This is a genomic window from Saccharopolyspora soli (assembly GCF_022678645.1).
Taxonomy (GTDB): domain Bacteria; phylum Actinomycetota; class Actinomycetes; order Mycobacteriales; family Pseudonocardiaceae; genus Saccharopolyspora; species Saccharopolyspora soli.
The window spans coordinates 1-12,443 of the sequence record NZ_JALBWV010000052.1 but is presented as its reverse complement, the minus strand read 5'-3'; the positions used below and the strand labels follow the sequence as shown (position 1 = coordinate 12,443).

Annotated in this window: 14 protein-coding genes; 6 read left to right on the top strand and 8 right to left on the bottom strand. The window is 70.8% G+C overall.

Annotated elements, in window-relative coordinates:
* The first annotated feature begins 115 nt into the window (after window positions 1-115).
* Window positions 116-946, top strand: a complete 831-nt coding sequence (locus MOQ72_RS31575; RefSeq protein WP_242189406.1) for an NUDIX hydrolase — start codon at window positions 116-118, stop codon at window positions 944-946.
* Complete coding sequence (locus tag MOQ72_RS31570; RefSeq protein WP_242189405.1) at window positions 946-1,740, top strand: MBL fold metallo-hydrolase; 795 nt, start codon at window positions 946-948, stop codon at window positions 1,738-1,740. The genes MOQ72_RS31575 and MOQ72_RS31570 overlap by 1 nt, the downstream gene beginning before the upstream one ends.
* A gap of 5 nt (window positions 1,741-1,745) precedes the next feature.
* On the opposite strand, the gene dnaN is transcribed toward MOQ72_RS31570, so the two are convergent.
* From dnaN to MOQ72_RS31540, 6 genes are all read right to left on the bottom strand, one after another.
* Window positions 1,746-2,846 (bottom strand): DNA polymerase III subunit beta, encoded by a 1,101-nt coding sequence (dnaN, locus tag MOQ72_RS31565; protein WP_242189404.1) that lies wholly within the window; start codon window positions 2,844-2,846, stop codon window positions 1,746-1,748.
* A gap of 47 nt (window positions 2,847-2,893) precedes the next feature.
* Window positions 2,894-4,132 (bottom strand): MFS transporter, encoded by a 1,239-nt coding sequence (locus MOQ72_RS31560; RefSeq protein ID WP_242189403.1) that lies wholly within the window; start codon window positions 4,130-4,132, stop codon window positions 2,894-2,896.
* A gap of 598 nt (window positions 4,133-4,730) precedes the next feature.
* Complete coding sequence (locus tag MOQ72_RS31555; protein WP_242189402.1) at window positions 4,731-4,976, bottom strand: hypothetical protein; 246 nt, start codon at window positions 4,974-4,976, stop codon at window positions 4,731-4,733.
* 91 nt (window positions 4,977-5,067) lie between these two features.
* Window positions 5,068-5,319 carry a hypothetical protein gene (locus MOQ72_RS31550; RefSeq protein WP_242189401.1) on the bottom strand — a complete coding sequence of 84 codons (252 nt, stop codon included), beginning with the start codon at window positions 5,317-5,319 and terminating at the stop codon, window positions 5,068-5,070.
* A 157-nt stretch (window positions 5,320-5,476) separates the two neighbouring features.
* Window positions 5,477-6,151 carry a Crp/Fnr family transcriptional regulator gene (locus MOQ72_RS31545; protein ID WP_093156348.1) on the bottom strand — a complete coding sequence of 225 codons (675 nt, stop codon included), beginning with the start codon at window positions 6,149-6,151 and terminating at the stop codon, window positions 5,477-5,479.
* Between the two features lie 93 nt (window positions 6,152-6,244).
* Complete coding sequence (locus MOQ72_RS31540) at window positions 6,245-6,499, bottom strand: hypothetical protein (RefSeq protein WP_029535541.1); 255 nt, start codon at window positions 6,497-6,499, stop codon at window positions 6,245-6,247.
* Window positions 6,500-6,706: 207 nt separating this feature from the next.
* On the opposite strand from MOQ72_RS31540, the gene nth reads away from it, so the two are divergent.
* The 4 genes from nth to MOQ72_RS31520 all read left to right on the top strand — a co-directional run bounded on the left by nth (window position 6,707) and on the right by MOQ72_RS31520 (window position 10,057).
* Complete coding sequence (gene nth, locus MOQ72_RS31535; protein WP_242189452.1) at window positions 6,707-7,444, top strand: endonuclease III; 738 nt, start codon at window positions 6,707-6,709, stop codon at window positions 7,442-7,444.
* Window positions 7,441-8,079, top strand: a complete 639-nt coding sequence (locus MOQ72_RS31530) for a TlpA family protein disulfide reductase (RefSeq protein WP_242189400.1) — start codon at window positions 7,441-7,443, stop codon at window positions 8,077-8,079. Before nth ends, MOQ72_RS31530 begins: the two co-directional genes overlap by 4 nt.
* Window positions 8,076-8,783, top strand: coding sequence for an NUDIX hydrolase (locus MOQ72_RS31525; RefSeq protein WP_242189399.1), 708 nt, complete (start codon window positions 8,076-8,078; stop codon window positions 8,781-8,783). The genes MOQ72_RS31530 and MOQ72_RS31525 overlap by 4 nt, the downstream gene beginning before the upstream one ends.
* 89 nt (window positions 8,784-8,872) lie before the next feature.
* Window positions 8,873-10,057, top strand: a complete 1,185-nt coding sequence (locus tag MOQ72_RS31520; RefSeq protein WP_242189398.1) for a MarP family serine protease — start codon at window positions 8,873-8,875, stop codon at window positions 10,055-10,057.
* A gap of 9 nt (window positions 10,058-10,066) precedes the next feature.
* Here the strand turns inward: MOQ72_RS31520 and MOQ72_RS31515 are convergent, their stop codons facing one another.
* Window positions 10,067-10,576, bottom strand: a complete 510-nt coding sequence (locus MOQ72_RS31515) for a phage holin family protein (protein WP_242189397.1) — start codon at window positions 10,574-10,576, stop codon at window positions 10,067-10,069.
* Window positions 10,577-10,826: 250 nt separating this feature from the next.
* Window positions 10,827-12,071 carry a Na+/H+ antiporter NhaA gene (nhaA, locus tag MOQ72_RS31510; protein ID WP_242189396.1) on the bottom strand — a complete coding sequence of 415 codons (1,245 nt, stop codon included), beginning with the start codon at window positions 12,069-12,071 and terminating at the stop codon, window positions 10,827-10,829.
* Window positions 12,072-12,443 lie beyond the last annotated feature (372 nt).

Below are 12,443 nucleotides of genomic sequence, written 5' to 3'. Positions count from 1 at the left end.
GTTCCTGCGGTCGGGGGTGCGACCGCGCCGTTCGGGTCGGGGTGGCCCTGCGCTCTCCGTGGGATCTTGAACCTGGGATCACTTTCCGGCGGCTTTCCGGCATAGGGTGGCCCGCATGGTGTCGCTGCCCGAGGACCGGTCCCTGCCAACGGGATTCGTGCCCGAAACGCCTCCCCCACAACCGGTCGAGCCGAAGGACGCGGCCACCGTGATGCTGGTGCGCGACGGTGCGACGGGCCTGGAGGTGTTCCTGCAACGCCGGGTGAAGGGCATGCCGTTCGCGGGCGGGATGACCGTCTTCCCCGGTGGCGGCGTCGATCGGCGCGACTCGGACATCTCGGTGTCCTGGACCGGGCCGGAGGCGAACTGGTGGGCCGACCAGTTCGACTGCTCGCCGGAGCTGGCCCGCGCCCTGGTCTGCGCGGCGGTGCGCGAGACGTTCGAGGAATCCGGCGTGCTGCTGGCCGGTCCGGACTCCTCGACCGTGGTTGGCGACACGAGCCGGTACGCCGAAGCACGTGCCGGACTGGTCTCCCGCGACCTCTCGCTGGCCGAGTTCCTCGCCGACGAAGACTTGGTGCTGCGCGCCGACCTGCTGCGCCCGTGGGCGAACTGGGTGACCCCGGAACCCGAGCCGCGCCGCTACGACACCCGGTTCTTCCTCGCCGCGCTGCCGATCGGGCAGCGGGCCGACGCGGTGACCTCGGAGGCGGTCGAAGCGTACTGGGCCACCCCGGAACAGGCCCTGGACGACTTCGAGCAGGGCCGCTGCCACCTGCTACCGCCGACCCAGGTCACGCTGGGCGAACTCGCCGAGTGCGCCAGCCTGGCAGCGGCGCTGGCGGCCGAGCGGGCCCTCGACAAGATCACGCCGAGACTGGTGCGGCGGAACAACCGGTGGCACGCGCTGCTGCCCGGCGACCCCGGATACGAGGAGGCGAAGTGATGGAGCACCCCGCCTACGGTGCGCTCCGCCCGGTCACCAAGTACGCGTCGGTGCTGCTCGCGCACAACCCATCACCGATGACGCTGGAAGGCACCAACACGTGGGTGGTGCGCGAACCGGATTCCGGCGACTGCGTGGTGATCGATCCGGGTCCCGCCGATGCCGAACACCTGCGCCAGATCGCAGACCACGGTCCGGTGTCGTTGGTGCTGCTCACCCACCACCACAGCGACCACACCGCGGGCGTCGCGCAATTCGCGGAGCTGACCGGCGCACGGGTGCGCGCATTGGATCCCGCGTTGTGCCGGGGCGCGGAAGCGTTCCGGGACGGCGAGATCATCAAGGCCGGTGGCGTGGAACTCCGCGTGATCGCCACTGCGGGCCACACCGCCGACTCGGTGTGCTTCGCCGTGGAACACGACGAACCGGCGGTGTTCACCGGCGACAGCGTGCTCGGTCGGGGCACGACGGTCGTCGCGCATCCCGACGGCGACCTGGGCTCCTACCTCAAGTCGCTGCGGCTGCTCGCCGAGTTGCCGACCGGCCTGCGCGTGCTGCCCGGCCACGGCCCGGAACTACCCGACGTCCAAGCCATCGCGACGGCCTACCTGGAGCACCGCGAGCAGCGGCTCGACCAGGTCCGCGCGGCTGTCCGCGAGAAGGGGCCGAGCGTCACGCCCCGGCAGGTCGTGGAGGTCGTGTACGCCGACGTGGACCGCTCGGTGTGGCCCGCCGCGGAACTCACCGTCCAGGCCCAGCTCGCCTACCTCCGGGAGCAGGGCGAACTGCCCTGATCGGTTCAGGAGCGTTTGGGCATCAGCACGTAGTGCAGCTCGGCCCCGGTCGGATCGGGTTCGACACCGGTGAGCACCGTCGAGCGGCGCGTGCCGGAGCGCAGCCCGATGCGAACGGTCCGCGAGCCGAACGCTTGCAGCGCATCGGAGAGGTATCGAGGCTGGTAGGCGGTGGTGAATCGGTCGCCGCTCACGGTGGCCTTCACCGCCTCCTCGGCCTCGCCGAACTGCTGGTCCATCGCGCGCACTCGCACCTCGGCGTCGCCGACCTCCAGCAGCACCGTCCCCTGCGCCCCGGCGAAGGGCGCAACGCGACGTACCGCGCTGCCCAGGTCGGCCGCGGCGATGTCCACTGCGCCGTCGAAGGCGTCCGCGAGGTGCTTCTCCTCGTTCGGGAATGGCGCGTCCAGCACCGTGCTGCTGACCTCGGCCGACGGCCAGCTCATGCCCACCCGGTCGGCATCGGCGTGCAGCACGACCTCAGCGCCGTCGGCCTGCTTGGCGAGCTCGGTCAGCAGGTTTCCAGGAACGAGCACGTCGAGCTCTTCGACCTCGGGACGCCACGGCAGGCTCGCCACGGCCATCCGGAACCGGTCGGTGCCGACGAGGACGAGCCGATCGCCGCGCTGCCTGACGTGCACCCCGGTGAACACCGGCAGGGCATCGTCGCGGGACGCGGTAGCTGCCGCGACAGCGGCCAGCGGCAGCAACGCGCTGTCCAGCGCGCCCACGCGCGGCGGAGCGTCGCGGACGCCGGGGTGCGCGAGCAGGTCGAGCAGCGGGAGCGCGAAGCGCGCGTTCGGCGTGCGCAGCGCGAGCTTGCGGCCCTCGACAGCGAGCCGGATCTCCGGGCTGTCGAGGTTGCGCAGCGTCTCGGCGAAGGGCCGAGCCGGAACGAGCACCCGCCCATCGGTGTGCGTGCGCGCCGCGCGGCTGAGCCGGATGCCGCGTTCCCGGTCGGTGCCCGCGAGCACGACACCGTCCGCGGTGGCGTCGACGATGATGCCGCTGAGCACCGGATCAAGCGTCCGCCCCGGCAGCAGGCGAACAAGATCGGCAGCAGCGTGCGCCAACGTGCGGGTCGGTGCGGTGACGTCGAGATCCATGCCCGGCAAGCTATCCAGGACCCCCGACACTGCGGGGCGAGCAGCGGTCAGACGCCCGCGAGGGAGACGTCCGCGCGCGACGACGCGGGGATGAGGGTGCGACGACGCAGCCAGAGCACCGCCGCGAACACCGCACCGACCGCGCTCGCGGTCAGGAACGCCGCAGGCGGACCGCTGAGCTCGACCAACTGGCCGCTGACCGACTGGCCGACGGCCGCGCCCAGCGTCACGGAGGTGACCACCCAGCCGAACGCCTCGGTGGCGGTGCCCCGCGGCGCGGCGATCTCGATGGCCACCGAATGCGCGGTCGACTGCGGTGTGATCAGACTGCCCGCCACCAGCAGCGCCAGGCACAGCCCCCACAGCGTGCTCGGCGCGGCCAACAGCGTGATCAGGGCGGCGAAACCGAACAGCAGCGCAGGCAGCCGCAGGTGCATCGGCCGCGGCCAGGGACGCACCCCGTAAACCACTCCGACGGCCACCGAACTGACCGACAGCACGCTCAGCAGCAGCCCACCGGCGGTCGGGTGCCCGGCCTGCACCGCGGCGGCGGGCACGCCGACCTCGATGAAGCCGATCAGGATGCCGAAGCCCAGTGCGGCGAGTGCCACGGTCCGCATCCCCGGACTGGCGATCGCGCCCAGCAAGCTGCCCTCGGCCCGCTCCTCGGGCTGCGGGCGGTGGTCGCGGGCGGCGCGGGTCGAGGCGAAGCCGACGCTGCCGACGATCGTGCACGCGGCGCCGACCACCACGCCGGTCCCCGGCCACGGCATCGCGACCAGCAGCCCCGCCAGGCCCGGACCGAGGATGAAGAAGACCTCCATGCTGATCGCCTCGTACGAGTAAGCCGCGCTGCGTGCCGGGCCGGGCGGCAGCAGCCGACCCCACAGCGCCCGCGAAGCGGGCCCCACCATCGGCTCGCTGATCCCGAGCAGGAACGCCAGCGCCGTCAGCAGCACCACCGGGGCGTGCAGTTCGATGGCCGTCACCTCGACGGCCACCAGCACCGCGAACACCCCGGACATCACGTACAGCGGGACGGTCGGCCCGATCCGGTCCATCACCCGGCCCTGCGCGACCGAACCGCACGCGACGCCGATCAGCGCACCCGCCGAGACCAGCCCGGCCGCCGCGAACGATCCGGTCTCGCGCTGCACGTACAGCATCAGCGCGAGACCGACCATCGCGATCGGCAGGCGGCCCAGCAGCGAGGTGATGACCGGTCCGCGGGCGCCGGGAGCGGTCAGGGCGGTGCGGTAATCGGTCAGCGAGGTGGATTGGGACACGTGCACCAGTATCCCGATTGTGGTACGGCAGTACCAACCACTTTTTGGTAATCCAGCTCACGAAACCAAAAAGAGGACCTTCTACCCGGTCCGCGTCCGGAAGATTCGAGGCACACTCGGAGTTACCCAATACGGGTGAAGTCTGCAACCGGCGTGTGGGTAGCTGCGTCCTGGAAGGTGAGAGGGCTTGCTAGCAGCACCAACTGTTCAGCATGGTTGAGGAGAAGGCCTTCCTCTGGTGCTTAGGATTCGGGGCCGACGCATCGGAGGATCGGGGGAGCGTGGTTGGTCGTCGGGGGACGAACCACGCACATGTGAAGGGGCTGGAGCGCCGCGTCGGGGGTGGCGCCCAGCCCCTTCACATGCCGTCAGGTCGTGGGGGGGGGAAACCGGGCGCCCCCCGGGTCCGCCCCACCCCCCGCGGTGTGGGGCCCCCCCCCCCCCGGGCACCACCCCCCCCCCCCCCCCCCCTGGGGGGGGGGGGGGGGGGGGGGGGGGGGGGGGCCCCCCCCCCCCCCCCCCCCCCCGCGGGGGGGGGGCCGCCCCCCCCCCCCCCCCCCCCCCCCCCCCCCCCCACGACTCTCGTTGGCAGCCCCGCTCAGCAGGAGCTACCTCCACCGCCATCCCCGCCGCCGCTGAAGCCGCCCCCACCGCCGTCGCCGCAGCTGAACCCGCCACCCGAGTCGCTGTAGCCAGAATCACCGCTGTAGCTGCTGCCGGAGTCGCTGTACCAGACCGCGCTGGAGTCGTACCCGGAACGTCTGGTTCCGCGCTTTCCCATGGATGCTGCGATCACGATCGCGCCCACCGCCACGAGGGCGATGATGATGAATGCGTCCGTCATTTCGGTCCTCCGGTCTCAGGCCCTCGATCACCAGTTTGGACGCCTGGTGGCCACCGCGGGTTCCAGTGCGGGCACAAAACGTGAAGGAAGCTCAGTCGCTGCCGCCGCCAGAGCCGCCGGAATCGCCACCAGAGCCCCCGTCCCAGCCGCCTGAGCCGCCGTCCCAGCCACCGGTGTCCGAACTCCAGCCGCTGGAGCCACCGCCGCTCGTCCAGCGGGCCCGCCGACGCGCACGTTGGTCGCGCTTGCGCAGTGCGGGCCGCCGAGCGCTCCACCGGTCCGCGATGATGACGATGCCGAGCAGGGCCAACATGGCCGCCCCGACGTAGCCGAACCAGTGCATGCCGTCCACCTCTCGTCCGATCGATCGAGCTGTGCACGCCGGAGGCGGTTGATCGGTTGGCTTCGGGCATGAAAAAACGCGCGTCGACTGAGGAGCCCGGGATGGTGCCCCGGACCCGTCGGCCGACGCGCGTCAGTTCGCCGCGTCGTTGCAGGTGTCAGCGGGCGCGGCGGGCCAGCCGCTCCGGGTCGAGGATGAGCACGCTCTTGCCCTCCAACCGCAGCCAGCCGCGGTGCGCGAAGTCCGCCAGCGCCTTGTTCACGGTCTCCCGGGAAGCGCCGACGTACTGCGCGATCTCCTCCTGCGTCAGGTCGTGGGTGACCCGCAGCAGCCCTGCCTCCTGGCTGCCGAAGCGCTGTGCGAGCTGCAGCAACGCCTTGGCGACCCGGCCCGGCACGTCGGTGAAGATCAGGTCGGCCAGCATGCCGTTGGTGCGGCGGAGCCTGCGCGCGACCACCCGCAGCAACTGCTCGGCGATCTCCGGGCGAGTGCCGATCCACTGCCGCAGCGCCGAGCGGTCCATGCTCAGGGCCCGCACCTCGGTGACCGTGGTCGCCGTGGACGTGCGCGGTCCGGGGTCGAAGATGGACAGCTCGCCGAACATGTCCGACGGCCCCATGATCGCCAACAGGTTTTCCCTGCCGTCCGGGGATTTGCGCCCGAGCTTCACCTTGCCGGACTGAATGATGTAAAGCCGGTCGCCCGGCTCGCCCTCGGCGAAGATCACGTGTCCGCGCGGGAACTCCACCGGTTCCAGCGATTGGGCCAATGCCTCCGCCGCAGCCGGCTCAACGCCCTGGAAGATGCCGGCCCGGGCCAGTGTCTCGTCCACCTCGTCCCTCCATGTTGAGACGCGGCGGCTGCATGTGGTGCCGGACCCGCGAGCGCGAATCTAGCGGTGTGCCGCCGATCACTACCAGTAATTCTAAGACTGGTCGCGGGAACGGCGAGTACGTAGCCTACCGGCGCGTCCCACCCTGCGTAGCTGGAACAACTCCAGCGCACGTCCAATGCCTTGCCGGAACAGCGCTCGCACCTCGTCGGGCCGAGCGTTCTCCAGCAACTCCTCCACCTCGTTCTCCTGCACCGCCACGTGCCGCAGGCGGGCCTCCACACGCTCCATGAAGAGCGTGAAGAACATGATCACGAGCGGTACGACGATGACGAACCAGGCAGCCATCATGGATTGAATCCTCGCTCATACCTTCGGGGGCGGCGCAACCGGGGGTGGGTTCCCCGGGGAGCGTGACGGAGCGGCCACCTTCCGTGTCGATCGGGTCCGTAGTCTGGTGGGGTGTCGCAGGTGGCTGGAAACAAGCGGAAGAACACTGCCGGAACAGGTGTGGGTGGCGAGTCCCGGCTGGGTCTTGTTCGGCGAGCTCGCCGGATGCTGCGGGCGTTGGCCGAAGCTTATCCGGATGCGCACTGCGAGTTGGACTTTGACACACCTCTGCAACTCGCGGTCGCCACGATCCTGTCCGCCCAGTGCACCGACAAGCGGGTCAACGAGGTCACTCCGGCCCTGTTCAAGCGGTATCCGACGGCCGCCGACTACGCGGCTGCGGATCGCACCGAGCTGGAGGAGATGATCCGCTCGACCGGGTTCTTCCGGAACAAGGCGGCGTCGCTGATGGGACTGGGCGCGGCCCTGGTGGAAAAGCACGGCGGCGAGCTGCCGGGGCGACTGGACACGCTGGTCAAACTGCCCGGCATCGGGCGCAAGACGGCCAACGTGATCCTCGGCAACGCCTTCGACGTACCGGGGATCACGGTGGACACCCACTTCGGACGGTTGGTCCGGCGCTGGGGCTGGACCGCCGAGGAGGACCCGGTCAAGGTCGAACACGCGATCGGCGAGCTCATTCCCCGCAAGGAGTGGACGATGCTGTCGCACCGGGTGATCTTCCACGGTCGGCGCGTCTGCCACGCCCGCAAGCCCGCCTGCGGTGCCTGCCTGCTGGCCAAGGACTGCCCGTCCTACGGGCTGGGGCCGACCGAGCCGGTCGAGGCGGCGAAGCTGGTGCGCGGCCCCGAGACGCCGCGACTGCTGGAGTTGGCCGGAGTGGTCGACGAGGTCCCGGAGAAGACGATCGAGCAGGCTGCGGCCAAGGAGCCGGTGGCGTGAGCCTGCGCGCCTACCGGAACGAGATCCGCTGGACCATCGTGGTGGTGGTGCTCGCTGTGGTGGGCGTGTTCGCGTTGTGGCCGCGCGGATCCGACCAGCAGCCGGACACCACCGCGTCGGGTCCGCCGCCAGCGCCGAGCCGCGTCGTCGACCCGGCGCTGCGGGCCGCGGCAGCGCTGCAACCGTGCCCGTCAGCTGCTGGCGGCCCGGCGGAGTTGGCCGGGGTGACCGGCAGCTGCTTGGCCGACGGCCGGTCCGTTGATGTCGGCGCTGCCGTCGCCGGTGCGCCGACCTTGATCAACATCTGGGCGACCTGGTGCGGGCCGTGCCGCACCGAACTGCCCGCGCTGCAGGCGTACACGACGCAGCCGGGTGCGATCCGGGTGTTCGGCGTGCAGGTCCAAAGCGATCCGGCGGACGGTCTTGACCTCCTCCGCGGCCTCGGCGTTCACTTCCCCAACGTGCATGACGGGGACAGCCGCGTCCGGGCCGCGCTCAAGGTGCCCAACGTCCTTCCGGTCAGTTACCTGGTGACCGCCTCCGGCGAGGTGCGCCGCATCGATCCGCCGGTCGCGTTCGAATCTCCGGACGAGGTTCGGGCCGCCGTTGAGCGCACCTCGGGAGGCGACCGGTGAATCCGCGAACCGGACCGCTGGTCGATCCGGCGGAGCTGCCCGACTGGCTGCAGACGCTGGTCAAGCGGTCCGCCGACCTGGATCCGGGCCACTTCGGCTGGCCCCGTGCGCGACCACCGGAGGATGCCCGCCCGGCCGCCGTGCTGGTGCTCTTCGGCGAGGGTTCGGACGGCCCGGACGTGCTGCTGCTGCGCCGCGCCGATGGGCTGAACTCGCATCCTGGCCAGGTCGCCTTCCCCGGTGGCTCGCTCGACGATGGAGATCGCGGACCGGTCGATGCCGCGCTGCGGGAAGCCGTCGAGGAAGTGGGGTTGCGGCCGGAGGGGGTTCGGCCGGTGGCGACCCTGCCGGAACTGCACGTGGCGCACAGCGGTTTCCGGGTGACCCCGGTGCTCGCGCACTGGGTCGAGCCGTCCCCGGTCGCGCCGGTCGATCCGGGCGAGACGGCGGCGGTGGCCCGAGTGCCGATCTCCTGGCTGACCGACCCGGCGAACCGGCTGCGGGTGGAGCTGGCCGGTCGGCACGCGAGCCCGGCGTTCCTGGTGCCCGGCATGCTGGTGTGGGGTTTCACCGGTGGTCTGCTGTCCGGCCTGCTCGACCTGGCTGGCTGGTCGCGCCGTTGGAACCGCGCCGACGTGCGAGAACTCGACGAAGCTTGGCAGGCCGCCGAAGAAGCCGACGACATCGGCTTCGGACGTGCTTGAGCGGTCTGGGAGCCTGCCAGGGGAGCCGACCCGCTGCGGAGGCGTGAGACCGTGGTGCGGGCTGATCGTCGGCGGGAAGAGGTGAGCGGGTGAACTGGGTCGACCTGCTGGTGGTGCTGCTGGCACTGCTCGCCGCGGTTTCCGGGGCGCGAAGCGGCCTGGTCACCGCCCTGTTCTCGTTCCTGGGCGTGTTCATCGGCGCGGTCGTGGGCCTGAAGCTGGCGCCGCTGCTGCTGGACCGCCTGGACAGCCCGGTCGCCCGGCTCGCCTTCGGCGTCGGGATCGTGGTGCTGCTGGTCGCCTTCGGCGAAACCTTCGGCATGTGGGCGGGGCGGGAGCTGCGCGACCGGATCACCTCACCGAAGCTGGCCGGGGTGGACAACGCGCTGGGTGCGGTCCTGCAGTTCTTGGCGGTGTTCGTGGTGGCGTGGTTGATCGCGCTGCCGTTCACCTCCGCGTCCGCGCTGCCCGGCCTGGCCGCCGCGATAAGCCGGTCGAAGGTGCTGAGCACGGTGAACTCGGTGATGCCCGCCTCGGCCCAGGCGCTCCCGAACGACCTGCGGGCAATGCTCGGCGTCTCGGGCTTTCCGGAGGCGTTGGAGCCGTTCTCGGAGACCCCGGTCGCCGAGATCGCGCCGCCGGACATGGCGCTGGCCAACAGCCCAGCGGTCCGCGACGCGCGGACCAGCGTGGTCAAGATCCGGGGTCGCGCCACGTCCTGCGCCCGAGCGCTGGAGGGCACCGGGTTCGTGATTTCGCCGCATCGAGTGATGACCAACGCGCACGTGGTGGCGGGCACCGACCGGGTCGCGATCGAGATCGGCCGGGGCGAGTTCGACGCGGAGGTCGTGCTGTACCAGCCGGACGTGGACATCGCGGTGCTGGCGGTGCCGGATCTCGACGCGGACGCGATGTCCTTCGCGTCGGGCCCCGCGAATCCCGGCAGCGACGTGATCGCGCTGGGCTATCCGCTGGACGGGCCTTACACCGCCGCGGCGGGCCGCGTCCGGGAGCGGATCAAGCTGCGCGGGCCGGACATCTACGACGCGAGCACCGTGGTCCGGGACGTCTACACGGTGCGCGGCAAGGTGCAGAGCGGGAACTCAGGTGGGCCGCTGATCGACCCGAGCGGCCGGGTGGTCGGCGTGGTCTTCGGCGCGGCGGTCGACGACCCGGAAACCGGCTTCGCGCTCACCGCCGACGAAGTGGCCAGCGAGGTGGCAGCAGCGCCCAGGCTCAGCACCCCGGTCTCCACCGGCTCCTGCACCAACTGACGCCGACCGTCAGGCCGAAGCCGGGGTTTCCTCTTCGGTGGTGTGGTGGCGCTTGGCGATCTGCTTGGTGTCCTTGAGGGTTTCGATGGTGCGCTTCGGGGCCCGGATCTTGCGCACCCGCAGGAAGCCGAGCAGCGCCAGCAGACCCGCCACCAGCAGCATCACCAGGAACACGATGCCGAAGGCCGCCCACCGCCACAGGCCGAGCTGGGCCAGCCCTTCGGCCAGCGTGAAGAACAGGAAGAACAGGCTGAAGCCGAGCACGGTCAGCGCGAGGACGAAGTAGATGCTGCCCTTGACCGCCTTCTTCAGCTCGCCAGCGAGCTCGGTCTTGGCCAGTTCGACCTCGGACCTGACCAATGTGGACAGGTGCGTCGTAGCATCGCGGACCAACGCGCCGATGGACTGCCCGTCGGGAGCAGTGCCCTCCTCGGACAGCGGGATGGACGTGACCGCAGTCCACCCCGCACCGTCACGGCTGCCGTTGGTGCTCTTCTGGGCGCTGTTCACGTGGCCCATCGTGCCACGCGCGATCAAAGCGCGACCCGGCGACTCGCGGTGCGTTACCCGCGAGTGACTCGCCAGGCACCGGAGAATTCGTTCTGATCTTGCTCCCGCCGGCGGTTCGAGTGCCGCAGGTGCCGATTTCACGCGAAATCGGCACTCTCTCCCCACGGGCAGCGGCGATTTCGCGCGAAATCGCCCGCAGGGCCGCTACGAGACGAGGACCGGCACCGGAGGCGTCCGGCGGTCCGGCCGCTGGATGAGTTCATGGGTCGGCGGTCGCGGCGTCGTCGCCGTTCTTGAGCTTCCGACCACGGCGCAGCAGCACCGTCGCGGCCAGCAGGGACGCGATGGCCGAGGCGATCAGCACAGCCGCCTTGGCGCGCTCGGCCGCCGCGCCGTCCAACGACAGGTCGGAGATCAGCAGGCTGACCGTGAAGCCGACGCCGCCGAGCATCGCCAGCGCCGCCATGTCGCGCCACCGGACCGATTCGGGCTTTGCCCCGATGCCCAACTTCACCGCGATGAACGAACTGCCGAAGATGCCGATCAGCTTGCCCACGACCAGGCCGACGATGACCGCGATCGCGATTCGGTCCGCGCCGATCGCGCTGAGCGCGGCGCCGTTCACCGGCACCCCGGCGGCGAAGAACGCGAACACCGGCACGACGAGCCCGGCCGACCAGGGCTGCAGCCGGTGCTCCAGCCGCATCGCGGGTGAGGCGGGCTCGTGCGGGTCGCGCTTGACGCGGGTGAGCAGCCCGAGCGCCACCCCGGCGATCGTGGCGTGGATGCCGCTGGCGTGCACCGCCACCCAGGTGGCGACGGCGAGCGGCACGTACAGGAACGGGCTGGTGATCCGCTTGTGCTGCAGGTACCAGTACACCGCGCAGAGCACGATCGCGGCGAGCAGGGCGAGCACGCTGAGCCCGTCGGTGAACAGCACCGCGATCACGATGATCGCGCCCAGGTCGTCGACCACCGCGAGGCTGAGCAGGAAGACCCGCGCTGCGGTGGGCATCCAGGAGCCGGTCAGCGAAAGCACGCCGAGCGCGAAGGCGATGTCGGTGGCGACCGGGATCGCCCACGCCGCGTGCGCGCCGGGACTGCCGTGCCCGATCGCGAAGGCGAGCACGGCGGGCACGATCATGCCGCCGAACGCGGCGATCACCGGTAACAGCGCGTTCTTGCGGTTGGACAGCTCGCCGATCACGAGTTCGCGCTTGAGCTCCAGTCCGGCGACGAAGAAGAAGATGGCCAGCAGGCCGTCCTTGGCCCAGTTGCCGATGGTCAGGTCGAGGTGCAGGAACCGCGGTCCGAGCTGGAAGTCGCGCACTGCGTCGTAGAACGCCGAGATCGGGGAGTTCGCCAGGATCAGCGCGACGGCGGTGGCGGCCAGCAGCACCAGGCCGCCGACGGTCTCGGTCCGCAGGTAGGCGCCGAAATCGAACGTTCGAGCCGAACGGGTGGGCTTCGTGGGCCGGGGGTGGTTGCGGGCGGCTTTCGACACGGCGGCTCCGATCGCGAACAGCACGGACTACTACGCCGACCAGACTTCCCGGCACCCCTATTGACACGACTCTAACATCCGTTTGCCGCTTGATTGCGGGTGCAAATCAATGCCGGGCTGCGTTTTCCCAGTTCAGGGCGGTTATTCCGGAAAGATGGGATGAAAGGATCACATCCGGAACCGGCACCAGCCGCAGAACGCGCGCGGCTCGGGGCTCGCCTCGGGGGGGGGGGGGGGGGGGGGGGGGGGGGGCGGCCCGCCCCCCCCCCCCCCCCCCCCCCCCCCCCCCCCCCCCCCCGACTGCGGTCCACACAAGAGAGGTACCGATGAAGAAGACACTGCTGCGCCAGACCCTGGCGGGGTTGCGGCTGT

Excerpts from the sequence above, each read along its gene's own strand:
- nth (WP_242189452.1), top strand. The coding sequence starts at position 6,707 with ATGCTGCGGGCGTTGGCCGAAGCTTATCCGGATGCGCACTGCGAGTTG.
- MOQ72_RS31540 (WP_029535541.1), bottom strand. The coding sequence starts at position 6,499 with ATGGCTGCCTGGTTCGTCATCGTCGTACCGCTCGTGATCATGTTCTTC.
- MOQ72_RS31575 (WP_242189406.1), top strand. The coding sequence starts at position 116 with ATGGTGTCGCTGCCCGAGGACCGGTCCCTGCCAACGGGATTCGTGCCC.
- MOQ72_RS31550 (WP_242189401.1), bottom strand. The coding sequence starts at position 5,319 with ATGCACTGGTTCGGCTACGTCGGGGCGGCCATGTTGGCCCTGCTCGGC.
- MOQ72_RS31555 (WP_242189402.1), bottom strand. The coding sequence starts at position 4,976 with ATGACGGACGCATTCATCATCATCGCCCTCGTGGCGGTGGGCGCGATC.
- dnaN (WP_242189404.1), bottom strand. The coding sequence starts at position 2,846 with ATGGATCTCGACGTCACCGCACCGACCCGCACGTTGGCGCACGCTGCT.
- MOQ72_RS31570 (WP_242189405.1), top strand. The coding sequence starts at position 946 with ATGGAGCACCCCGCCTACGGTGCGCTCCGCCCGGTCACCAAGTACGCG.
- MOQ72_RS31515 (WP_242189397.1), bottom strand. The coding sequence starts at position 10,576 with ATGGGCCACGTGAACAGCGCCCAGAAGAGCACCAACGGCAGCCGTGAC.